We start from the raw sequence: 21,191 nt of genomic DNA, 5'->3' as shown, positions 1-21,191 counted from the left end.
TGTCGCGGCCCGCAGGCGCCGGATGAACCGCCGCATACGCCCTCAGCCCCTCAGGCCTTCAGTTTGTAGCCGAAGCCGCGGACCGTCTCGATCCGGTCCTGGCCGATCTTCGTCCGCAGCCGCTGCACATGGACGTCGACGACCCGGGTGTCCCCGCCCCAGCCGTAGTCCCACACCCGTTCCAGCAGCCGGTCGCGGGAGAGCACCGTGCCCGGCGCGGTGGAGAACTCGAGCAGCAGCCGCATCTCGGTCGGCGTCAGCGCCACCGGCTCGCCGGCCCGGCGCACCTCCATGCCCTCGGTGTCGACCTCCAGCGCCCCGAAGGTCAGCACCCCGCCGGTCGCGGCGCCCCGGTCGTCGTGCCGGTCGCCGCCCGCGTGGCCGAAGCGGCGCAGCACCGCGCGGATCCGGGCGACCAGCACCGCCGAGTCGAACGGCTTGGTCACGTAGTCGTCGGCGCCCGCCTCCAGGCCCAGCACCACGTCGATGGCGTCGGCCCGCGCCGACAGCATGATCACCGGTACCGTCGACTCGTCCCGGATGCGGCGGCACAGGCTGACGCCGTCGAGGCCCGGGACCATGACGTCCAGCAGCGCGATGTCGGGCCGTCTGGCCCGGAACGCCGCCAGGCCCGACAGCCCGTCGGGCATCGCGGTGACCGCGAAGCCGTCCCGCTCCAGGGTGAGCTGGGTGGCCTCGCGGATGACGTCGTCGTCCTCGACGAAGAGGACATGGGTCTGCTCGGTCATCAAGTGCTTTCCGTCGGATCAGTCGGATCAGCTGTCCGGCACCGGCGACGCACCGGTCCCGGCGGCGTTGCTGTAGTCGTTGTGCGTGCGGTACTTCTCCACGAACCGGCCGGCCGTCCAGCGGTACGTGATCACGCTCTCGCCGGACGGGTTCGACACCGGGTCGTCCTTCTCGTACTCCTGCTTGCTCACCACCAGGTCGCCACGGTCGATCTCGGCGTAGACCGGCGGCGCCTCCGCCTTGAACACGTGCTGGTACCCGCCGTTCCGCTCCCGGTACACGTAGCTGCCCACGCCCACCGCGTCACCGCAGGTCAGGACGTTGACGACGATGTCCTCGGCGGAGCCGCCGGTCAGGTCCCCGTAACTGACGTCGACGGGGTACTCGTCGGCGACGCACGGCTTCAGCTCCCGCTTGACCTCCGCCGAGACCTGCGGGTCGTCCTTGACCAGGCGGACCGCGTCCACCCGGCCGGCCGCCTTGGCCGGGGAGGCGGACGGCGAGGCGGGCGCCGGGCCGGTCGCCGACTCGGCGCGGGCCGGCCCCTCGTCCCGGGCGCCGGTGCCGTCCGCCGCGCAGCCGCTGAGCAGCACGGCGACGGCGACGGTCCCGGCCACCGCCGGACCCGCCGCCCTGGCACTCACCCGGTCCGGTCCGGACCGTGGGCCGCCGCTCAGGCCGCGCACCGCTCCCGCTCCTCGTGCTCCAGCGCGCGTGCGTCCGACTCGCGCGCGACCAGCTCCTCGCGGAGCCGGGCGAGCGCCCGGTGCAGCGTGCTCTTGACCGTGCCCGCCGACATGCCGAGCGCGGCGGCGGTCTCCTCCGTGGACATCTGCTCCCAGTGTCGCAGGACGACCACGCTGCGCTGCTTGGGGGCGAGCACCTTCAGTACGTCCATCAGCAGGGCCCGGTCGGCGTGCTGCTCGGCGGCGTCGTCCACGCAGGGCTCCGGGAGCTGCTCGGTCGGCACCTCCTCCAGCTTGCGCGCCCGCCACCACTCGGTCCGCGTGTTGATCATGACCCGGCGCAGATAGGCGTCCGCGAGCCGCTTGTCCTCGATGGTCTCCCAGCGGCCGTACGTCCGGGCCAGCGCCGTCTGGAGCAGGTCCTGGGCGTCGACCGGGTCCGGGACCAGCCGGCGGGCACTGCGCAACAGCGCGTCCTGCCGGGTACGGACGTACTCCTCGAAGCCCAGCACCTCGCCCTGCGCCTGCGCCTGCGCCATGGTGAACCGCCTCCCGTTCCCCGTTGTGTTCCGTGGTCCTGCGGTGCCTGAAGGGCACGGAAACGAAGCTAGGGAAGCGTTGTCACGACGCTGTGCGAGGAAGGCCGCGACTGGCACTCGGCTGTCCGTCGGTTGTGTAACGGAAGTAAGGCCGAGATAAAGGGGCGGGTTGATCGGTCCTGTTGATGGAGGTTTGTCGCCGCGGTCGCCGCAATCGCGGCGGTTCAGCTCAGTGGCAGCCGATACCGGCCGCCGGCCAGCGGTTCCACCAGGCCGTCGGCGACCAGGCCGTCCAGCGCGCGGGCCCGCTGCACCGGCTCGTGCCACACCCGGTCGAGCGCCGCCTGCGGCACCGGACCGTGCGCCTCCCGCAGGACGGCCAGCAGTCGGCCGCGCACCTGGCGGTCGGTGCCCGCGTACGTCTGGCCGCGGCGCGGCGGGCCGTCGTGCGCGGGCTTGCCCGCCAGCCGCCAGGCGCACCGCGCGGCGATCGGGCAGCGGTGGCAGGACTCGTTCTTCGCGGTGCACACCAGCGCGCCCAGTTCCATCGAGGCGGCGGCCCAGCGCGCGGCGGTCGGCTCGTCGTCCGGCAGCAGCTCACGGGCGAGCCGGCGCTCGGCGGCGGTGGTCGCGTTCGGCGGGTACTGCACACCGGTGACGGCGCGGGCGAAGACCCGGCGGACGTTGGTGTCCAGCACGGCGTGCCGGCGGCCGTAGGCGAACGAGGCGACGGCGGCGGCCGTGTACTCGCCGATGCCGGGCAGCGCGAGCAGCGCCGCGTGCTCGGACGGTACGTCGCCGCCGTGCCGTTCCGTTATGGCGGCGGCGGCGCCGTGCAGCCGCAGGGCGCGGCGCGGGTAGCCGAGCCGGCCCCAGGCGCGGACCGCCTCCCCGGGGGGCTCGGCGGCGAGGTCGGCGGGCCGCGGCCAGCGGGCCAGCCACTGCTCGTAGACCGGCAGGACCCGGCTGACCGGCGTCTGCTGGAGCATGAACTCGCTGACCATGACGCCCCAGGCACCGGCCTCCGGGCGCCGCCACGGGAGGTCGCGGGCGTGTTCGTCGAACCAGTCGATGACGGGGGCGTGCAACGGCGATCCGGCACCGGCCGGAACGGACTCGCCGGCGGCACGCGGAGCGGCACCGGCCACGAGCGACGGGGCGGCGGCTGCGGCGGCGAGACCGGCGGGATCGGCGTGACCGGCGGAATCAACGAGATCGGCGGAGTCGGCGGAGTCGGCGGAGTCGGCGGAGTCGGCGGAATCAGCGGAGTCGATGAGATCGGTGGAGTCGACGGGACCGGTGTGCGGGGGCTTCGTGGGCGCAGTCATGACCTACCGATCCTGCCACGGCGGGACGGCCCGGCGGGCGCAGCGCCACCCGGTGACGTGCGTCAAGCAATGGCCAGAGCTGCAAGCGCTGCGACCGCGAAGACCGGCGGGCCGGACCGTCACGGCGGGTGACCGTGCCGTGTTCGCACAGTCACTGACACTCCGTCAGTAACGGTTCCGGAATGATGATCCGCAAAAGTTGATGCCCCGAACGGCGGGTGGCGCAAGGTAACGCACCGATCTCTCGTACAGTTTCCGCCGTGGGATCTCTGCGCAATCCGGTCGGGCCGCTTCCCTCCTCCATCTACTGGCGTCGGAGGGCCGTACTGCTGTCCGTCGTCGCCCTGTTGGCGCTCGTGGTCACGTGGATCGTGACCATGGGCGGCGGAGGCGGCGGGGGTGGTCACGACGACGGTGCCGACGGCAAGAATCCCGCTCCCTCGATCACACCGGGCCCCTCGGGTTCCGGACCCGCGATCAGCCAAGCGCCGGGCGGGCGGGACGAGTCGGGGGACGAGGAGTCCGGCGGCACCGGCACCGGCACCGGCTCCGGCTCAGGCGACGAGGACGGCTCGGGCGACGGGTCGGGCGACGGGTCGGGCGACGGACCGGGTTCCGGCGCGGGGGAGTCCGGCGGTGACTCCGGTGCCGCGGGCGGCGGTTCCGGCTCGGGAAGCGGCGCGGGCGGCGGTACGGCGGCCGGTGTCGGCTCGGGGGACGCACTGCCGGCCGGCACCTCGCTGCCCGACTGCACGGCCGGCGCGGTCCAGTTGAGCCTGCGCAGTGTCCGCAACACCTACGAGCCCGGCCAGACCCCCACCTTCGAACTCACCGCGCGCAACACCTCGGGCAGCGACTGCAAGGTCGATCTCGGGCCGAAGAACGCGGTGGTGACGATCACTCAGGCCGACGGCGACGACGCGTTCTGGTCCTCCGACGACTGCGTGACGGGCGCCAAGAGCCTCCAGTACCGGGTCCCGGCCGGCAGCGCCATCACCTACACCGTGAAGTGGGACCGCAAGCCCAGCGCCCCCGAGTGCGCGACCCCCAAGGCCGGTTCGGCCAAGGCCGGCACGTACTTGGTGGAAGCCAAGGCCCCGGGCTTCACAAAAGCGCAGACCAGCTTCGTACTGGACGCCAGCTGAAACGCGCCCCGAAAGGGGCGCGGGGCTGTATCGATGTGCGGCTCCGCCGCGAAGGCGCGAGCAACCACAACGCACCGGCACCCAAAACCGCACCGGCACCCAAAACCGCACCGGCACTCGAAACCGCACCGGCACTCGAAACCGCACCGGCACTCGAAACCGCACCGGCATCCAAAACCGCACCGGCACCCGCAACCACCCCCGGCACCAAACCGCCGAAGGCTACACGTACCGCTCCAAAATAGAGCTCTCCGCCAACCGCGAAAGCCCCTCCCGCACACTGCGGGCCCGAGCCTCTCCGACCCCGTCCACGGTCTGAAGGTCGTCCACACTCGCCGCGAGCAGCTTCTGCAACCCCCCGAAGTGCTCCACCAGCCGGTCGATGATCGCCCCCGGCAGCCGCGGCACCTTGGCCAGCAGCCGGAACCCCCGCGGCGACACCGCCGAGTCCAGCGTCTCCGGCGACCCCGGATACCCCAGCGCCCGCGCCACCGTGGACAGTTCGAGCAGCTCCGCATGGCTGAGCTTGTCCAGCTCGGCCAGCGCCTCGTCCACCGTGCGGGACCGCTTGGCGGTCGGCTCGGGCACGTAGTCCCGCACCACCAGCTCCCGTTCCGGCTCCACGCCCGCGATCAGCTCGTCGAGCTGGAGGGCGAGCAGCCGCCCGTCGGTGCCCAGCTCCACCACGTACTCGGCGATCTCGGTGGCGATCCGGCGGACCATCTCCAGGCGCTGCGCGACCGCGGACACGTCCCGGACGGTGACCAGGTCCTCGATCTCCAGCGCGGACAGCGTGCCCGCCACCTCGTCGAGCCGCAGCTTGTACCGCTCCAGCGTGGCCAGCGCCTGGTTGGCGCGGGACAGGATCGCCGCCGAGTCCTCCAGGACCCGGCGCTGCCCGTCGACGTAGAGCGCGATCAGCCGCATGGACTGGGAGACGGAGACGACGGGGAAGCCGACCTGCTTGCTGACCCGGTCCGCCGTACGGTGCCGGGTGCCGGTCTCCTCGGTGGGGATGGTCGGATCCGGGACCAGCTGCACGCCGGCCCGCAGGATCTTCGACAGGTCCGAGGAGAGCACGATGCCGCCGTCGAGCTTGCACAGCTCGCGCAGCCGCGTCGCGGTGAACTCCACGTCCAGCACGAAGCCGCCGGTGCACATCACCTCGACGGTCTTGTCGGAGCCGAGCACGATCAGTCCGCCGGTGTTGCCGCGGAGCACCCGCTCCAGGCCGTCCCGCAAGGCCGTTCCCGGTGCCACGGCACTCAGCGAGGCGCGCATCAGGCCATCGGAACCGGCGCTCCCACCGGACTTCCCGGGAGCCGCCGCCCGGTCGTTGGCTGCCACTGCACTCCTCCGGTCGCTGGTTCTGGGCCGCCCCCGTTTCGCGCACTCGGTTCGTACGGACGGGCGAGACCAGGGCAAAGTCTACCGGCGGTCCTCCGTCTCCCGTGGGGCCTCTCGGCGACGGGACCGCGGAAGCACCCGCAGCGCGTCCCCTATGTCCGCCACTTCCAGGACCTTCATACCGGCCGGCACCTTCCCCGGATCGCCCGGTACCAGCGCGTGCGTGAAGCCCAGCCGGTGCGCCTCGGAGAGTCTGCGCTGCACGCCCGTGACCCGTCTCACCTCGCCCGCGAGCCCCACCTCGCCGATTGCCACCAGGTTCTTCGGCAGCGGGGTGTCGCTGGCCGCGCTGGCCAGGGCGAGGGCGATGGCCAGGTCGGCGGCGGGCTCGGAGAGCTTCACGCCGCCGACCGTCGCGGAGTAGATGTCCCGTTTGCCGAGCGCGCTGATCCGGCCGCGCTGCTCCAGGACGGCCAGCATCATCGACACCCGGGACGTCTCCAGACCGGACGTGGTGCGCCGGGGGGAGGGGATCTGGGAGTCGACGGTGAGCGCCTGCACCTCGGCCACCAGCGGGCGGCGGCCCTCCAGGGTGACGGTCAGACAGGTGCCGGGCACCGGCTCGGCCCGCCGGGTCAGGAACAGCCCGCTGGGGTCGGCCAGGCCCACGATGCCCTCGTCGGACAGCTCGAAGCAGCCGACCTCGTCGGTGGCGCCGTAGCGGTTCTTGACGCCGCGGACCAGGCGCAGCCGCGCGTGCCGGTCGCCCTCGAAGGAGAGGACCACGTCCACCAGGTGTTCCAGCAGCCGGGGTCCGGCGATCGCGCCGTCCTTGGTGACATGGCCGACCAGCAGCGTGGACATGCCGCGTTCCTTGGAGGCGCGGATCAGCGCCCCCGCCACCTCCCGCACCTGGGCCATGCCGCCGGGGGCGCCGTCGATCTCCGGGGAGGCCACCGTCTGCACCGAGTCCAGGATCAGCAGCGCCGGCTTCACCGCGTCGAGGTGGCCGAGGACGGCGGCGAGGTCGGTCTCCGCGGCCAGGTAGAGGTGGTCGTCGAGGGCGCCGATCCGGTCGGCGCGCAGCCGGACCTGGCTGGCCGACTCCTCGCCGGTGACATAGAGGGTCCGGTGCTCGTCGTCGGCCGCCTTGGCCGCCACGTCGAGCAGCAGCGTGGACTTGCCGACGCCGGGCTCGCCGGCCAGCAGCACCACCGCGCCCGGCACCAGTCCGCCGCCGAGCACCCGGTCCAGCTCCGGCACGCCGGTGGAGCGGGCGGTGGCCTGGCGGCCGTCGACCTGGCCGATGGGCAGCGCGGAGGTGGTGACCCGGCCCGGCGCCGTGGTGCGCACCGCGGGCGTGCCGTACTCCTCGATCGTCCCCCACGCCTGGCACTCGGGGCAGCGACCGAGCCACTTGGCCGTCTGCCAGCCGCACTCCGTGCAGCGGTAGGACGGACGGTCCTTGGTGGTCTTCGTACGGGCAGCCATGCACGAAACCGTAACCGCACCCACTGACAGCCCCACCGACAGCCCGGCACCGGCCGCCGGCCGGCCCGGCGCCGGCGGGCGCGCATCGGCCATCTGCCGTAAAACGCCAGGGCGGAACAAAGGGTTCCTGTCCCCTATTGAGGGATCGTTTCACCCGTACGGGTTAAAAGTGGCCAACGCGCCACTCCGCGCCACCCATGGCCCCCTACGGTCACCGGATGAGCAGCAGCAGTCCGGGGACCACGACCCGCACGACCGGCGCACACCGGGCGCACCGGGAAGCGCGTGACCGCTCCGCGGCGCGCACGGTGGCGCAGCGACCGCCCACGCCCTACGAGCCGTATCTGGACGGCCTGTTCACCTACTGCCTCTCCGTGCTGTGCGACCACGACGCCGCGACCGCCGCCCTGGCCGACGCCCTCGCGGTCGCCGAGCGCCGCCACCACCGGCGCCCCGAGGCCGCCGGCGACCGCCGGGCCTGGCTGTACGCGCTGGCCCGCTGGGCCTGTCTGCGCAAGCTGGCCGAGACCCAGCAGAAACGTCAGGCCGCGCACGCCGCGGGCCGCGCGGACGCCCCCGCCGAGTCCGCCGTCCCGGCCGTCCCCGCCGTCCCCGCCGTCCCAGGCATCTCCCAGGACGTCCAGGAGCACCGCCGCCGCGAACTTGCCCTGCTCGCCTGGCCGGAGGCGGCCGGCACCACCCCGGAGCAGCGCGAGGCGCTCGAACTCGCCGTCCGCCACCACCTGGCCGCCCACGAGGTCGCCGCCGTCCTCGGCCTGGCCCCGCCCGCCGCCCGCGAACTCCTCGCCGGCGCCGCATGCGAGGTCGAACGCACCCGCGCGGCGCTCGCCGTCGTCGAGTCCGGCGGCTGCCCGGGCGTTGCCCGGTTCGCCGGCGACGGCCGGCCGGCGCTGAGCGCGCCGCTCCGCCGCGAACTGGTCCGGCACGTCGACGACTGCCCGCGCTGCCGCCGCACCGCCGAGCGCGCCATCCCCGGCCGCTGGCCCGGCACCAGCGTCACGCCCGCCGCGCTCCCGGTGCTGACCGCGCCCCGCGCGGCGCTGCGTCCGGCGCCGGCGCACCTCCCGCGCGCGCGGGTCGCCGCGCCCCGCTTCGACCGGCGGGGTTTCCCGATGGACCCCGGGGACCGCGCCGCCCGCCGCGAGCGGCTGCGCGCCCGTGCCGTCACCACCACCGTCGTCGCCACCGTCGTGGCGGCCCCCGTCCTCGCCCTGTGGGCGGCCTACCGGGGCGCCCCGGCCGCCGGCCCCGAGGACGGCCGCACCACCAGCGCCAGCGAGTCCCACGACGGCGACGGCTCCGACGACACGGCGACGGGCGGCTACGAGAACACCAGCAGCACCGGCACCGCCCCCGGCACGTCCACCGGCCCGGCCGGCGACTTCGGCGTCTCGGTGAAGGTCCTCGGCGGCGCCGGCCGCGAGGGCGCCGCCCGGATGGAGGTGACGGCCGCCCGCAGCGGCGGGACCACCCTCATCACCCTCACCGCCACCGGCCGCTCCCCGGTCCGCTGGTCCGCCTCCACCGGCGCCCCCTGGCTCTACCTGAACCGCGCCGCCGGCACCCTCGCCCCCGGCACCACCACCACGGTCAAGGTCTACGTCGATCAGCTGCGCGAGCCCGCCGGGCACTGGAGCGCCCGGGTGGCCGTCGGGCCGGTCGGCGCCGTCGTCTCCATCGAGGGCTACGGCACCGCGCCCGGCCGCCCGGCCCGCCCCGGCCTGCCGAGCGCGCCGGACCTCCCGTCCCCCACCGACCCGGACCCCACCTTCACGGCCCCGGCACCGGCCGACCCCACCCCGACCGCGACGCCGACTCCCACGCCCCCCGCCGCCACGCCCGGCGACCCGGCCCCCACCGGCACGGGCGGCCCGTCGGCCCCGCCCGGCGGCAGCGACGGCCCTGCCCCGGCTACGCCGTAGCGGCGGGGTCGTAGCCGCCGTGGCGGCCGGTGCCGTAGGACCGCCTACACCGCCGGATCCACCGGCGCCACTGGATCCACCGGCGTCACCGGCATCACTGGATCCGCAGGCGTCACCGGGTCCGCCGGATGCGGTGCCAGCAGCGGCAGCCGGGAAGCCAGCCGCTCCTCGCACAGTTCGGCCAGCCGGTCGTAGCCCGCCTTGCCCATCAGCTCGATCAGCTCCGGCCGGTAGGAGACGTACACCGGCTCGCCCGCGCCGTGCGCCGAGGTGGCCGACGTGCACCACCAGTGCAGGTCGTGGCCGCCGGGGCCCCAGCCGCGCCGGTCGTACTCACCGATCGACACCTGGAGCACCCGGGTGTCGTCGGGCCGGTCGATCCACTCGTAGGTCCGCCGCACCGGAAGCTGCCAGCACACGTCCGGCTTGGTCTCCAGCGGCTCGCGGCCCTCCCGCAGCGCCAGGATGTGCAGCGAGCAGCCCGCGCCGCCGGCGAACCCGGGCCGGTTCTGGAAGATGCACGACCCCTGGAAGGGCCGGGTCTGCCGGGAACCCTCCTCGTCCTCCGAAACCCAGCCGTTCGCCCGGCCCTCGGCGTGGTGCTGCCAGATGTCCGGTGTGAGCCTGGCCACATGACCGGCGACCCGGGCCTCGTCCTCCTCGTCGGAGAAGTGGGCCCCCAGCGAACAGCAGCCGTCGTCCGCCCGGCCCGCCTGAATGCCCTGGCAGCCGCTGCCGAAGACGCAGTTCCAGCGAGAGGTCAGCCAGGTCAGGTCGCAGCGGAAGACCTGCTCGTCGTCGGCCGGATCCGGGAACTCGACCCACGCGCGCGCGAAGTCGAGCCCCTTCTCGTCACCCGCCGACACGTCCACGACCTTCGCGTCGGTCTTCTGCCGCTTGCCCTTCTTGGGCAGTTTCGCGTCCTTCGCCTGCTTCGTCTTTGGCACCCGTCCAGGGTAAGTCGCCCGCCGCTGATACCCCCACCACCGGCGGCCGTCCTGGCAGTAGCGTTCCGTACATGAGACTCGGTGTCCTCGACGTGGGTTCGAACACGGTCCACCTGCTGGTGGTGGACGCGCACCCGGGCGCACGCCCGCTGCCCGCGCACTCGCACAAGGCCGAACTGCGCCTGGCCCAACTCCTCGACCCGGACGGCGCGATCGGCGCGGACGGCGTCGACCGCCTGATATCGGTGGTCCGCGAGGCGCTCCAGGCCGCCGAGGACAAGGGCGTGGAGGACCTGCTGCCGTTCGCCACCTCCGCGGTGCGCGAGGCCGGCAACGCCGACGAGGTCCTGGCCCGGGTACGGGCCGAGACCGGCGTCGAGCTGACCGTGCTGACCGGCGCGGACGAGGCCCGGCTCACCTTCCTCGCGGCCCGCCGCTGGTTCGGCTGGTCCGTGGGCAAGCTGCTCGTCCTCGACATCGGCGGCGGCTCCCTGGAGATCGCGTACGGCATCGACGAGGAACCCGACGCCGCCGTCTCGCTGCCGCTCGGCGCGGGCCGGCTGACCGCCGGCCGGCTGCCCGGCGACCCGCCCGACCCGGACGACGTCCGCGCCCTGCGCCGCCATGTCCGTACCGAGATCGCCCGTACGGTCGGCGAGTTCAGCCGCTTCGGCGCCCCCGACCACGTCGTCGCCACGTCGAAGACCTTCAAGCAACTGGCCCGCCTCACCGGCGCCGCCCGCTCCGCCGAGGGCCTCTACGTCCAGCGGGAACTGAAACGGTCCTCCCTGGAGAGCTGGGTGCCCCGCCTCGCCGCCATGACCACCGCCGAACGCGCCGAACTCCCCGGCGTCTCCGAGGGCCGCGCCAACCAGTTGGTCGCGGGCGCCTTGGTCGCCGAGGCCGCGATGGACCTCTTCGGTGTGGAGACCCTGGAAATCTGCCCGTGGGCACTGAGGGAAGGCGTCATCCTGCGGCGTCTTGATCACATGGGGCACGATTAGCGCCCCTTCAGGGGCGCGGGGCGCGGGTCCGTGTCGATACGCGGCTCCGCCGCGCGGGCGCGACAAGTCACGACGAACGCCGCACCCGCCCTATGGCCCTCACCACAACGGCGAGCAGGCGACCAAGGGCACCCGACCGCACCCCGTAACCTGAACGCATGGCGGAGCCCCTACGCATTCCGGACGCGAAGGTCGCCCTGTCGACGGCCTCCGTCTACCCGGAGTCGACGGCGACGGCCTTCGAGATCGCCGCACGTCTTGGCTACGACGGCGTCGAGGTCATGGTCTGGACCGACCCGGTCAGCCAGGACATCGAGGCCCTGCGCCGACTCAGCGACTACCACCAGGTCCCGGTCCTGGCCATCCACGCCCCCTGTCTGCTCATCACCCAGCGGGTCTGGTCCACCGACCCCTGGGTCAAACTCCAGCGGGCCCGCGCCGCCGCCGAGAAGCTCGGCGCGAGCACGGTCGTGGTGCACCCCCCGTTCCGCTGGCAGCGCCAGTACGCGCGCGCCTTCGTCGACGGCGTGTGGCGGATGGCGAACGAGACGGACGTCCGGTTCGCCGTCGAGAACATGTACCCCTGGCGCTACCGCGACCGCGAGATGCTGGCCTACGCCCCCGACTGGGACGTCACCAAGGACGACTACCGGCACTTCACGATCGACCTCAGCCACACCGCCACCGCCCGCACCGACGCCCTCGGCATGATCGACCGGATGGGCGACCGGCTCGGCCACGTGCACCTCGCCGACGGCCGCGGCTCGGCCAAGGACGAGCACCTGGTCCCCGGGCGCGGCACCCAGCCCTGCGCCGAACTGCTGGAGCGCCTCGCGCTGACCGGCTTCGACGGCCATGTCGTCATCGAGGTCAACACCCGCCGGGCGATGTCCGGCGCCGAGCGGGAGGCCGACCTGGCCGAGGCGCTGGCCTTCACCCGCCTCCACCTGGCCGCCGCGACCAGAGCCGCCCGCGGCTGAGCGACGGCCCGGGGCCACCCCCGGCCGCACCCCGCCCGCTCCCGGCCGCACCCCGTCCGCTCGGCCGCACCCCGCCCACCCCCGGCCGCACCCCGGCGCCGGGGCCGCCCCGGATGCACCCCGGCACCGAGGCTGTCCCCGCGGACAGACCCCCGACCCCCTCGCCCCAGCCGGCATCGAACAGCTGCTCGCCCGCCTGACCCCGGCCGTCCAGCGCCACCTCACCGGCCCCTGACGGCCCCGCCCCCCGAGACGTACGTCCCGCGATCCGGACACTCCGTCCCGCCCCGTGGATGACCGGCGTACGCTCGACGTCAGTCAGTACTGACGATGACGTCAGTCAGTGCTGCACGACAGTCAGTATTCACAGCAGTCAGTATTCACGGCAGTCAGTAATCTCTGGCAGCACTCTCTGAAGGAGCGAGCGACGATGCCCGAGCTGAGGTCCCGCACAGTCACCCACGGCCGCAACATGGCGGGCGCCCGCGCCCTTATGCGCGCCTCCGGTGTACCCGGTGCGGACATCGGCCGGAAGCCGATCATCGCGATCGCCAACAGCTTCACCGAGTTCGTGCCCGGCCACACCCACCTGGCCCCCGTCGGCCGGATCGTCAGCGAGGCGGTCACGGCGGCCGGCGGCATCCCGCGCGAGTTCAACACGATCGCCGTCGACGACGGCATCGCGATGGGCCACGGCGGCATGCTGTACAGCCTCCCCTCCCGCGACCTGATCGCGGACAGCGTGGAGTACATGGTCGAGGCGCACTGCGCCGACGCCCTGGTCTGCATCTCCAACTGCGACAAGATCACCCCGGGCATGCTGATGGCCGCCCTGCGCCTCAACATCCCGACGGTCTTCGTCTCCGGCGGCCCGATGGAGTCCGGCCGCGCCACCCTGGTCGACGGCACGGTCCGCACCCTCGACCTGGTCGACGCGATCTCCGACGCGGTGAACGACAACATCTCCGACGCGGACATGCTCCGTATCGAGGAGAGCGCCTGTCCCACCTGCGGCTCCTGCTCCGGCATGTTCACCGCCAACTCGATGAACTGCCTGACCGAGGCGATCGGCCTCTCCCTCCCCGGCAACGGCTCGGTGCTCGCCACCCACACCGCCCGCCGCGCGCTGTACGAGAACGCGGCGACCACGGTCATGGACATCACCCGCCGCTACTACTACGAGGACGACGACACGGTCCTGCCGCGCAACGTCGCCTCGATCGCCGCGTTCGAGAACGCGATGGCGCTGGACATCGCCATGGGCGGCTCCACCAACACGATTCTGCATCTGCTGGCCGCCGCCCAGGAGGCGGGCGTCGAGTTCGGCCTGGAGGAGATCGACGCGGTCTCCCGCCGGGTGCCGTGCCTCGCCAAGGTCGCGCCGAACGTCACCAAGAACGGCACGTACTACATGGAGGACGTGCACCGCGCGGGCGGCATCCCCGCCCTGCTCGGCGAGCTGCACCGGGCCGGCCTGCTCAACGAGGACGTGCACAGCGTGCACAGCCCGTCGCTGGCCGACTGGCTGAAGACCTGGGACGTGCGCGGCGGCTCCCCGTCCCCCGAGGCCGTCGAACTGTGGCACGCGGCCCCCGGCTGCGTCCGCTCCGCCGAGGCGTTCTCCCAGTCCGAGCGCTGGGACACCCTCGACCTGGACGCCGAGCACGGCTGCATCCACTCCGCCGAGCACGCCTACTCCAAGGACGGCGGCCTCGCGGTGCTGCGCGGCAACCTCGCCGTCGACGGCGCGGTCGTCAAGACGGCCGGCGTGGACGAGTCGATCTGGACCTTCGAGGGTCCGGCGGTGGTCTGCGAGTCGCAGGAGGAGGCCGTCGAGAAGATCCTCAACAAGCGGATCACCCACGGCGACGTCGTGGTCATCCGCTACGAGGGTCCCAAGGGCGGCCCCGGCATGCAGGAGATGCTGCACCCGACCTCCTTCCTGAAGGGCCGGGGCCTGGGCAAGACCTGCGCGCTGGTCACCGACGGCCGGTTCTCCGGCGGCACCTCCGGCCTCTCCATCGGGCACGCCAGCCCCGAGGCGGCCTCCGGCGGCACCATCGCGCTGGTCGAGGACGGCGACCGCATCCGCATCGACATCCCGGGCCGCACCATCGAGCTGCTGGTCGACGACGCTGAGCTGGCCCGCCGCGAGCAGGCGCTGAACGGCGCGTACGTCCCGAAGAACCGCGACCGCAAGGTCTCGGTCGCGCTGCGCGCCTACGCCGCGATGGCGACCAGCGCGGACAAGGGCGCGGTCCGCGACGTCAGCAAGCTGGGCTGACCGGCCCGGCCTCGGCGCCGGGCCCCGCCGTCCTCACTGAGGCGAAGGCCCGGACCGAGGCGAAGGCCCGGAACCAAGCCAAAGGATCCGCCCGCCCTCACCACGAGCCCGGATCCCGCCCCGCCACCGCGAAGACCGTCCCGTCGGGGGCCCCGGAGTACACCCGGCCCCCGGCGACGACGGGGGCCGGCAGCGCGGCGGCCACCCGGTCCGAGCCGGTCCCCAGCCGCGGCGCCGTCTGCCCGAGCAGCTTCCCGGTACCGGCGTCCACCCCCAGCAGACGCCCGTCCGGAGCGGCGACGTACACCCGCCGCCCGTCGGTGACCGGCGCCGAACCCCGGCTCACGCCCGTCTCCAAACTCCACCGCTGCTCGCGCGCCGCCAGATCGACGGCCGCCAGGGTGCCGCCCGCGCCCATCAGGTACACGGTGTCCCCGCGTACCGCGCCCTGCGCACGGGCCACCGGCACCGGCAGCGGCACCCGGCGCACGGTCTCCGTCGCCGGCTCGTAGCGCACGACGGCGCGTGTCTCGCCGTAGACCGCGTCGGTGTCGAGCAGGACGACGGCACCGTCCGCCGCGCCCACCGGCTCCAGTTCGCCCGCGAGCTCCGCTTCCCACCGCACGTCGCCCGTCGCCGGGTCCACCGCCGTGATCCGGGTGCTCGTCCCGTCGCCGGACCCGCTCGCCGCGTACGCGGTCGAATCCCCGGCGAACGACGAGAAGTACGGCATCGCCTGCCCCGGTATCCGCCGTGACCACACGGTCTCGCCGGTCGCCCCGTCCACCCCGGTGACCTCGCCGTCCGCGCCGGTGAGCAGCAGCATGCGGCCGGCCGGACGCAGTCCCTGGTACGCGGGCACGTCCCGGCGCCACGCGGGCGCGCCGGTGCCCGGGTCGAACGCCGTCAGCGCGGCACCCTCGTTCAGCGCGGGCTGCACCAGGCCGCCCGCGACCACCGGCGGCCCGCTGCGGGAACCGCCTGCGACGGTACGCCGCCACACCCGCGTCCCGTCGTCGGGATCGAGGGCGAGCACCGCCCCGTCCCGCGCGCACAGCAGCCGCCCGGCCCCGTACGCGCACACCGGACTCCCCGCCCCAGTCGCCACCGCGGTCGCCCACCCGGTGAACGGCGCCGCCGCCCCGGCCCCGGCCGACTCCGCCTCCGTACCGCCGAGCAGATGGACGGGGACCAGCGTGCCGACCGCCGCGAGACAGAGCACGCCCGCCGCCAGCAGCAACCGGTTGCGGAGCCGGCGGGCGGACCGGCGGACGGGCACCTTGACATGGGTCGCCGCCTCCCCCTCGGAGGCCACCGCGTCCCCCTCCGGGGCCGGCGCGTCCGCCTCCGGGGCCGCCGCGTCCCCCTCCGAGGCCGCCGCGGGCGCCCGCTGCGCCGGTATGAACGCCTGCGTGTCGTACGACGCCGCCACCGACCGCAACTGCCGCATCACCTCGTCCGGCGTGGGCCGCTCGGCCGGCTCCTTCGCCAGACACCGCAGCACCAGCGCGGCGAGCGACTCGGGCACCCCGGTCAGATCCGGCTCGTCGTGCACCACCTGATACGCCACGACATACGGACTGTCCGAGTCGAACGGCCCCCGCCCGGTCGCCGCGTGCACGATCACCGAGCCCAGCGCGAAGACATCGGCGGCCGGCCCCACCTGACGCGGCCGCCGGAACTGCTCGGGCGCCATGAACGGCGGCGTCCCGATCAACTTCCCCGTCTCGGTACGAAGTTCACTGTCGGCCGGCCGCGAGATCCCGAAGTCGATGACCTTCGGCCCGTCCTCGTCGAGCAGCACATTGCTCGGCTTGAGATCCCGGTGCACGACCCCGACCCGGTGGATGTCCCGCAGCGCCTCCGCCAGCCCCGCCATCAGCCGGCGCAGCCGGTCGGCGTCCAGCGGCCCGTTCCGTTTCACCTGCTCGGCGAGGGTCGGCGCGTCGATGAACAGCGTGGCCATCCACGGCCGTCCGGCCTCCGGATCGGCGTCGACGACCGGCGCGGTGAACGCCCCGCTGACCCGCCGCGCCGCCGCCACCTCCTGCCGGAACCGCCCCCTGAACTCCGGGTCCCGGGCGAACTCGGCGTGCACCACCTTCACCGCGAGCCGCATCCCCGAGGTGCTGCGCGCCAGATGGACGACGCCCATGCCGCCCGACCCGAGACAGGACTCCAGCCGGTAGTGACCGGCGTACTCGGGATGTTCCGCTTCCGCATCCGTACCGGTGCTTCGCTGCGGCGCCATCGGATCCCCCGTGCTGTTCGTCCACGCGCGCGACGCACGGAGCCTAGTCGAAGTCTCGTGCGAGACCGAGGGGGCTTGCTAGCCTCCGCGTGCGAAACCGAAGTGACCCCACGGCAGTCGTGGGGCGCGAGGTATCAGCGGGGGGAGTTCTCATGTCGGTCGAACAGACCACGGAAGCCACCAGCGGCGACGAGGGGGCGGCGGCCGTCAGCACGGCGGCGGCGGACCTCACGTACTACTCGGTGGCGCCGGGCGTGCGCCTCAACGTGCGCAGCGGCCCCGGCACCCAGTACGCACTGGTGAAGGTGCTGCCGCTGGGCGCCAAGGTGCCGATCTTCTGCCAGTCCCCGGGCACCCGGGTCACCGGCACCTACGGCACCACCACCATCTGGGACAACATCGACAACGGCCAGTTCGTCTCGGACGCCTACGTCAAGACCGGCAGCGACGGCTACATCCGGCCGCGCTGCTCCTGAACCACCCGACGCACCACCCGGCGCCCGCGGCGGGACCGGCGGCCATAATCGAGGCGTGAGCGCAGCGAACGGCAGCCCCGAGACCACCGGCACCACCGCGGGCACCCCGGGCACCACCGCGGGCACCCCGGCCGACCCCGCCCCGGGCAGCGGACCCCGCCCGGAACCCATCCGGTTCTTCGGCACGACCTGGGTGCGGCACGAGGGCGGCTACACCGCCCGCCGCCTCGGCCTGGCCGCCGCCGCGCTGGTCCTCACGGCCGCCGCCTGCCTCGTCCTGCGGATCGCCTACCAGGGCCTCCAGATCGCGGAGATCGGCAGCTTCGTCACCGTTCTGGTCGTCGTGATGTTCGCGGTGTGCAGCGCCCTGGCCTTCGGCCACACCTGGGGCGCCTTCACCACCCGCCCCGACCCCGACCGCCAGGCGTCCCTGCGCGGCCTGCTCGCCATCGGCTTCCTCGGCTCCCTCCTCGCCTACGCCCTGCGCTGCCTCGTCGAGGCCCCCGGCGAAAAACTCCACCGCACCGAATACGAGGCAGCCCGCACCCAGCACGAAAAACGCACGACCCGCCGCTCAGGCAACCCGAAGAAGCGCCGCCGATAGGTCCTGAAGCCCCGCGCCCCCCGCGCCCCCCCCGCGCCCCCGGACCCTCCGACCCGCTGGAATCGCCGGAACACCCCGCACCCCCCACCACCCCCGGCCACCATGGCCATATGACCAAGCCCCGCCCGACCCCCACCCCTACTTCCAACCCTGCCCCCACCCAGGCCCGCGCCCGCTCCTTCGACCGCGCCGCCGCCCAGTACGCCGCCAACCGCCCCGGCTACCCGCCCACCCTCTTCGACACCCTCGAGGAACTCACCGGCCGCCCGCTCACCGGCGCCCGCGTCGCGGACATCGGCGCCGGCACCGGCATAGCCACCGCCCTGCTGCACGCCCGCGGCGCCGACCTGGTCGCCGTCGAACCCGGCGCGGGCATGGCCGCCGAATTCCGCCGCACCCTGCCCGACGTCCCCCTCGTCCGCGGCACCGGCGACGCCCTCCCGCTCGCCGACAGCTCCGCCGACCTGCTCACCTACGCCCAGTCCTGGCACTGGACCGACCCGGCCCGCGCCGTGCCGGAGGCGCTGCGCGTGCTGCGTCCCGGCGGCGCCCTCGCGCTGTGGTGGAACACCGACGCCCTCGACGTCCCCTGGATCGCCGCTGCCGCCGAACGCCTCCGCCGCCACTTCGACCTGGACGTCGCCGCCGAGCAACGCGACACCGGCGCCCGCCTGCGCGACCCCGCCGGCCGCCTCACCCCCGTCCGCCGTACCGTCAGCTGGAGCCGCCGGGTCCCCCTCGACACTCACCTGGCCAACCTCGGCAGCCACTCCGTCTTCCTCGTCCACGACGCGGAACACAGCGCCGCCTTCCTCACCGAGGAGCGCGAGCGCCTCCTGACCGTCTTCCCCGACGCGATCGTCGAAGAGGTCTACGACGTCGTCCTGCTGTTCGCCACCACGCCGTCCCGCCCACCGGACGCGCCCCCCGTCCCGCTCCCCGGGATGCGAGGATGACGCCGGACGACGCACCCTCGGAGGCACCCGCAGCCATGACCCAGAAAGTCGCAGTCCTCGGCACCGGCAAGATCGGCGAAGCCCTGCTCAGCGGAATGATCCGGGCCGGCTGGGCCCCCGCCGACCTGCTGGTCACCACCCGCCGCCCGGAACGGGCCGACGAGCTCCACGCCCGGCACGGCGTCACCCCGGTCACCAACGCCGAGGCCGCCAAGACCGCCGACACCCTGATCCTCACGGTCAAACCGCAGGACATGGGCACCCTCCTCGACGAACTGGCCCCCCACGTCCCCGCCGACCGCCTGATCATCAGCGGCGCGGCAGGCATCCCGACCGCCTACTTCGAGGACCGCCTCGCGGCCGCCACCCCCGTGGTCCGCGTCATGACGAACACCCCCGCCCTGGTCGACGAGGCCATGTCCGTCATCTCCGCCGGCACCCACGCCACCGCCGCCCACCTCGCGCACACTGAGGAGATCTTCGGCGCCGTCGGCAAGACGCTGCGCGTCCCCGAGTCCCAGCAGGACGCCTGCACCGCCCTCTCCGGCTCCGGCCCGGCGTACTTCTTCTACCTGGTCGAAGCCATGACGGACGCCGGCATCCTGCTCGGCCTGCCCCGCGACAAGGCGCACGACCTGATCGTCCAGTCCGCGATCGGCGCCGCCACCATGCTCCGCGACAGCGGCGAACACCCGGTCAAGCTCCGCGAGAACGTCACCTCCCCCGCGGGTACGACGATCAACGCGATCCGCGAGCTGGAGAACCACGGCGTCCGCGCCGCCCTGATCGCCGCCCTGGAGGCCGCCCGCGACCGCAGCCGCGAACTGGCCTCCGGCAACAACGGCTGACGCCCGGCCGGGGGCTACGCGGGCAGCAGCCCGATCGCCCGGTAGGCGCCGTCCACGACGGGCCGCGCCACCGCCCGCGCCCGCGCGGCCCCCTCCCGCAGCACCCCCTCCACATACCCGGGGTCGGCGCACAGCTCCCGATGCCGCTCCCGCACCGGCCGCAACACCTCCACGACCGCCTCGGCGACGTCCTTCTTCAACGCCCCGTACGAGTCGTACCCACCGGCCAGCCCTTCCGGCTCACCCCCCGCGCAAGCGGCGAGGATCTCCAGCAGATTGGCCACCCCGGGCCGCCCCTCCCGGTCATACACGACGCCTCCCTCCGCACTGTCGGTGACGGCCCGCATGACCTTCTTCCGCACGACCTCCGGCTCATCGAGCAGATAGACGATCCCCGGCCCGGTGTCGTCGCTCTTCCCCATCTTCGACACCGGATCCTGAAGGTTCATCACCCGGGCCGCCACGGCCGGCCGGGTCGCCCGCGGCACCACGAAGGTATGCCCGTACCGCTGGTTGAACCGCACCGCCAGATCCCGCGCCAGCTGCACATGCTGCGTCTGGTCGTCCCCCACCGGCACCTCGTCGGCTTGGTACGCCAGGATGTCCGCCGCCATCAGCGCCGGATACGTCAGCAGCGACAGCCGCACACTCCCGCCCCGCACCCGCTCCCGCGCGGCCTTCTCCTTGTACTGGATCATCCGCCGCATCTCCCCGTCGGTCGCGACGCACTCCATCAGGTACGACAACCGCGCGTGCTCGTCCACATGACTCTGCACGAACACGGTGCACAGCTCCGGGTCCAGCCCCACCGCCAGCAGCAACGACGCCGCCTGCCGGCTCAGCCTGCGCACCCGCGCCGGATCGTGCTCCACGGTCAGCGCGTGCAGATCCACGACACAGAACAACGCCTCGCCCCGGTGCTGATCGACGGCGACCCACTGCCGCAGCGCGCCCAGGTAGTTCCCCAAGGTCAGGTGCCCGGTCGGCTTGACCCCACTGAAGACCCGCGTCATCTCTTCGCTCTCCTCCTGGTCAGGACCACCGCCACCGGCCGACCGCCGCTCCTGGAGGGAGCTACGAAAAACGGCCGCCGAGGCGGCGGCCGTCGTATGCGTACGTGAGCGCGGCCGCCGTCAGGCGGCCCACCAGCACTGGTTGCACGTACGCGTCATCACGCCGTCCACAGTACGCCGCGGCAGCCACCCGGGCACCGAAGTTGACACACCGCACCTGCCTCCGTAAGGTTCTCCGAGTTGTCCGACGTGAGCGCCGACTCCGGTCGGTCCCCGGACAGCCATTCCGTACGTACTCCAGTCACCTCAGGTGCCACTGGCATGCGTATTTACGGAATGCGACCTGCGATTAGGTCGGAGGCGGTGAATCCGCTAAAGTCTCACTCGTCGGAACGGCCCAAACAGCCGGGAAGACAAGCCCGCTGACTGGGAATCAGGCCCGAAAGGATCTGATAGAGTCGGAACCGCCGGAAAGGGAAACGCGGAAGCGGAAACCTGGAAAGCACCGAGGAAATCGGATCGGAAAACGATCTGATAGAGTCGGAAACGCAAGACAGCAAGACCGAAGGGAAGCGCCCGGAGGAAAGCCTGAGAGAGTC

18 protein-coding genes are annotated in these 21,191 nt (G+C 73.3%); 9 read left to right on the top strand and 9 right to left on the bottom strand.

From position 1 onward, the window contains the following. Window positions 1-50 precede the first annotated feature (50 nt). The 4 genes from cseB to ACTT8P_RS13260 form a co-directional block, all read right to left on the bottom strand. On the bottom strand, window positions 51-749 hold the full coding sequence (gene cseB / locus ACTT8P_RS13275; RefSeq protein WP_442831816.1) for a two-component system response regulator CseB: 699 nt from the start codon (window positions 747-749) through the stop codon (window positions 51-53). A 27-nt stretch (window positions 750-776) separates the two neighbouring features. Next, window positions 777-1,436 (bottom strand): hypothetical protein, encoded by a 660-nt coding sequence (locus tag ACTT8P_RS13270; protein WP_442831815.1) that lies wholly within the window; start codon window positions 1,434-1,436, stop codon window positions 777-779. Further along, the gene (locus tag ACTT8P_RS13265) at window positions 1,424-1,975 is read right to left on the bottom strand and encodes a SigE family RNA polymerase sigma factor (RefSeq protein WP_442831814.1); all 552 of its coding nucleotides are present in this window, start codon (window positions 1,973-1,975) and stop codon (window positions 1,424-1,426) included. The genes ACTT8P_RS13270 and ACTT8P_RS13265 overlap by 13 nt, the downstream gene beginning before the upstream one ends. Window positions 1,976-2,199: 224 nt before the next feature. Next, entirely contained in the window at window positions 2,200-3,303 is a 1,104-nt protein-coding gene (locus ACTT8P_RS13260) for an A/G-specific adenine glycosylase (protein WP_442831813.1), read from the bottom strand. A gap of 260 nt (window positions 3,304-3,563) precedes the next feature. Here ACTT8P_RS13260 and ACTT8P_RS13255 point away from each other — a divergent pair, with 260 nt between their 5' ends. Further along, a complete protein-coding gene (locus ACTT8P_RS13255; protein WP_442831812.1) occupies window positions 3,564-4,448 on the top strand; it encodes a hypothetical protein in 885 nt (294 codons plus the stop codon). Window positions 4,449-4,670: 222 nt separating this feature from the next. Here the strand turns inward: ACTT8P_RS13255 and disA are convergent, their stop codons facing one another. Together disA and radA are read right to left on the bottom strand one after the other, a co-directional pair. Next, entirely contained in the window at window positions 4,671-5,795 is a 1,125-nt protein-coding gene (gene disA / locus ACTT8P_RS13250; protein WP_442831811.1) for a DNA integrity scanning diadenylate cyclase DisA, read from the bottom strand. Window positions 5,796-5,876: 81 nt separating this feature from the next. Continuing rightward, on the bottom strand, window positions 5,877-7,286 hold the full coding sequence (radA, locus tag ACTT8P_RS13245; protein WP_442831810.1) for a DNA repair protein RadA: 1,410 nt from the start codon (window positions 7,284-7,286) through the stop codon (window positions 5,877-5,879). Between the two features lie 218 nt (window positions 7,287-7,504). Between radA and ACTT8P_RS13240 the strand changes: the two genes are divergently transcribed. Beyond that, a complete protein-coding gene (locus ACTT8P_RS13240; RefSeq protein WP_442831809.1) occupies window positions 7,505-9,229 on the top strand; it encodes a hypothetical protein in 1,725 nt (574 codons plus the stop codon). A gap of 44 nt (window positions 9,230-9,273) precedes the next feature. On the opposite strand, the gene ACTT8P_RS13235 is transcribed toward ACTT8P_RS13240, so the two are convergent. Continuing rightward, window positions 9,274-10,176 carry a hypothetical protein gene (locus ACTT8P_RS13235; protein WP_442831808.1) on the bottom strand — a complete coding sequence of 301 codons (903 nt, stop codon included), beginning with the start codon at window positions 10,174-10,176 and terminating at the stop codon, window positions 9,274-9,276. A 71-nt stretch (window positions 10,177-10,247) separates the two neighbouring features. Between ACTT8P_RS13235 and ACTT8P_RS13230 the strand changes: the two genes are divergently transcribed. The 3 genes from ACTT8P_RS13230 (at window position 10,248) to ilvD (ending at window position 14,444) form a co-directional block, all read left to right on the top strand. After that, window positions 10,248-11,180, top strand: coding sequence for a Ppx/GppA phosphatase family protein (locus ACTT8P_RS13230; RefSeq protein ID WP_442831807.1), 933 nt, complete (start codon window positions 10,248-10,250; stop codon window positions 11,178-11,180). Between the two features lie 158 nt (window positions 11,181-11,338). Then, window positions 11,339-12,160 (top strand): sugar phosphate isomerase/epimerase family protein, encoded by an 822-nt coding sequence (locus ACTT8P_RS13225; protein WP_442831806.1) that lies wholly within the window; start codon window positions 11,339-11,341, stop codon window positions 12,158-12,160. Window positions 12,161-12,590: 430 nt separating this feature from the next. Continuing rightward, window positions 12,591-14,444, top strand: coding sequence for a dihydroxy-acid dehydratase (gene ilvD, locus ACTT8P_RS13220; RefSeq protein WP_442831805.1), 1,854 nt, complete (start codon window positions 12,591-12,593; stop codon window positions 14,442-14,444). 97 nt (window positions 14,445-14,541) lie between these two features. Here ilvD and ACTT8P_RS13215 read toward each other — a convergent pair whose 3' ends face one another. Next, window positions 14,542-16,695, bottom strand: a complete 2,154-nt coding sequence (locus ACTT8P_RS13215; RefSeq protein ID WP_442831804.1) for a serine/threonine-protein kinase — start codon at window positions 16,693-16,695, stop codon at window positions 14,542-14,544. Between the two features lie 152 nt (window positions 16,696-16,847). Here ACTT8P_RS13215 and ACTT8P_RS13210 point away from each other — a divergent pair, with 152 nt between their 5' ends. The 4 genes from ACTT8P_RS13210 (at window position 16,848) to proC (ending at window position 19,579) form a co-directional block, all read left to right on the top strand. Continuing rightward, window positions 16,848-17,171 carry an SH3 domain-containing protein gene (locus ACTT8P_RS13210; RefSeq protein ID WP_442831803.1) on the top strand — a complete coding sequence of 108 codons (324 nt, stop codon included), beginning with the start codon at window positions 16,848-16,850 and terminating at the stop codon, window positions 17,169-17,171. 55 nt (window positions 17,172-17,226) lie between these two features. Next, window positions 17,227-17,775, top strand: a complete 549-nt coding sequence (locus ACTT8P_RS13205; RefSeq protein WP_442831802.1) for an EamA/RhaT family transporter — start codon at window positions 17,227-17,229, stop codon at window positions 17,773-17,775. A 110-nt stretch (window positions 17,776-17,885) separates the two neighbouring features. Next, on the top strand, window positions 17,886-18,731 hold the full coding sequence (locus tag ACTT8P_RS13200) for a class I SAM-dependent methyltransferase (protein WP_442831801.1): 846 nt from the start codon (window positions 17,886-17,888) through the stop codon (window positions 18,729-18,731). Window positions 18,732-18,766: 35 nt separating this feature from the next. Next, entirely contained in the window at window positions 18,767-19,579 is an 813-nt protein-coding gene (gene proC / locus ACTT8P_RS13195) for a pyrroline-5-carboxylate reductase (protein WP_442831800.1), read from the top strand. Between the two features lie 14 nt (window positions 19,580-19,593). Here the strand turns inward: proC and trpS are convergent, their stop codons facing one another. Continuing rightward, the gene (gene trpS / locus ACTT8P_RS13190) at window positions 19,594-20,592 is read right to left on the bottom strand and encodes a tryptophan--tRNA ligase (protein WP_442831799.1); all 999 of its coding nucleotides are present in this window, start codon (window positions 20,590-20,592) and stop codon (window positions 19,594-19,596) included. Window positions 20,593-21,191: the final 599 nt, after the last annotated feature.

It is taken from the genome of Streptomyces sp. JW3, assembly GCF_052216785.1.
Classification (GTDB): domain Bacteria; phylum Actinomycetota; class Actinomycetes; order Streptomycetales; family Streptomycetaceae; genus Streptomyces.
This window is presented reverse-complemented; position numbering and strand designations above follow the sequence as displayed.

Bases quoted from the DNA above. Each gene is read 5' to 3' on its own strand.
- cseB (WP_442831816.1), bottom strand. From the start codon at position 749: ATGACCGAGCAGACCCATGTCCTCTTCGTCGAGGACGACGACGTCATC.
- ACTT8P_RS13265 (WP_442831814.1), bottom strand. From the start codon at position 1,975: ATGGCGCAGGCGCAGGCGCAGGGCGAGGTGCTGGGCTTCGAGGAGTAC.
- ACTT8P_RS13260 (WP_442831813.1), bottom strand. From the start codon at position 3,303: ATGACTGCGCCCACGAAGCCCCCGCACACCGGTCCCGTCGACTCCACC.
- radA (WP_442831810.1), bottom strand. From the start codon at position 7,286: ATGGCTGCCCGTACGAAGACCACCAAGGACCGTCCGTCCTACCGCTGC.
- ACTT8P_RS13240 (WP_442831809.1), top strand. From the start codon at position 7,505: ATGAGCAGCAGCAGTCCGGGGACCACGACCCGCACGACCGGCGCACAC.
- ACTT8P_RS13230 (WP_442831807.1), top strand. From the start codon at position 10,248: ATGAGACTCGGTGTCCTCGACGTGGGTTCGAACACGGTCCACCTGCTG.
- ACTT8P_RS13225 (WP_442831806.1), top strand. From the start codon at position 11,339: ATGGCGGAGCCCCTACGCATTCCGGACGCGAAGGTCGCCCTGTCGACG.
- ilvD (WP_442831805.1), top strand. From the start codon at position 12,591: ATGCCCGAGCTGAGGTCCCGCACAGTCACCCACGGCCGCAACATGGCG.
- ACTT8P_RS13215 (WP_442831804.1), bottom strand. From the start codon at position 16,695: ATGGCGCCGCAGCGAAGCACCGGTACGGATGCGGAAGCGGAACATCCC.
- ACTT8P_RS13210 (WP_442831803.1), top strand. From the start codon at position 16,848: ATGTCGGTCGAACAGACCACGGAAGCCACCAGCGGCGACGAGGGGGCG.
- ACTT8P_RS13200 (WP_442831801.1), top strand. From the start codon at position 17,886: ATGACCAAGCCCCGCCCGACCCCCACCCCTACTTCCAACCCTGCCCCC.
- proC (WP_442831800.1), top strand. From the start codon at position 18,767: ATGACCCAGAAAGTCGCAGTCCTCGGCACCGGCAAGATCGGCGAAGCC.
- trpS (WP_442831799.1), bottom strand. From the start codon at position 20,592: ATGACGCGGGTCTTCAGTGGGGTCAAGCCGACCGGGCACCTGACCTTG.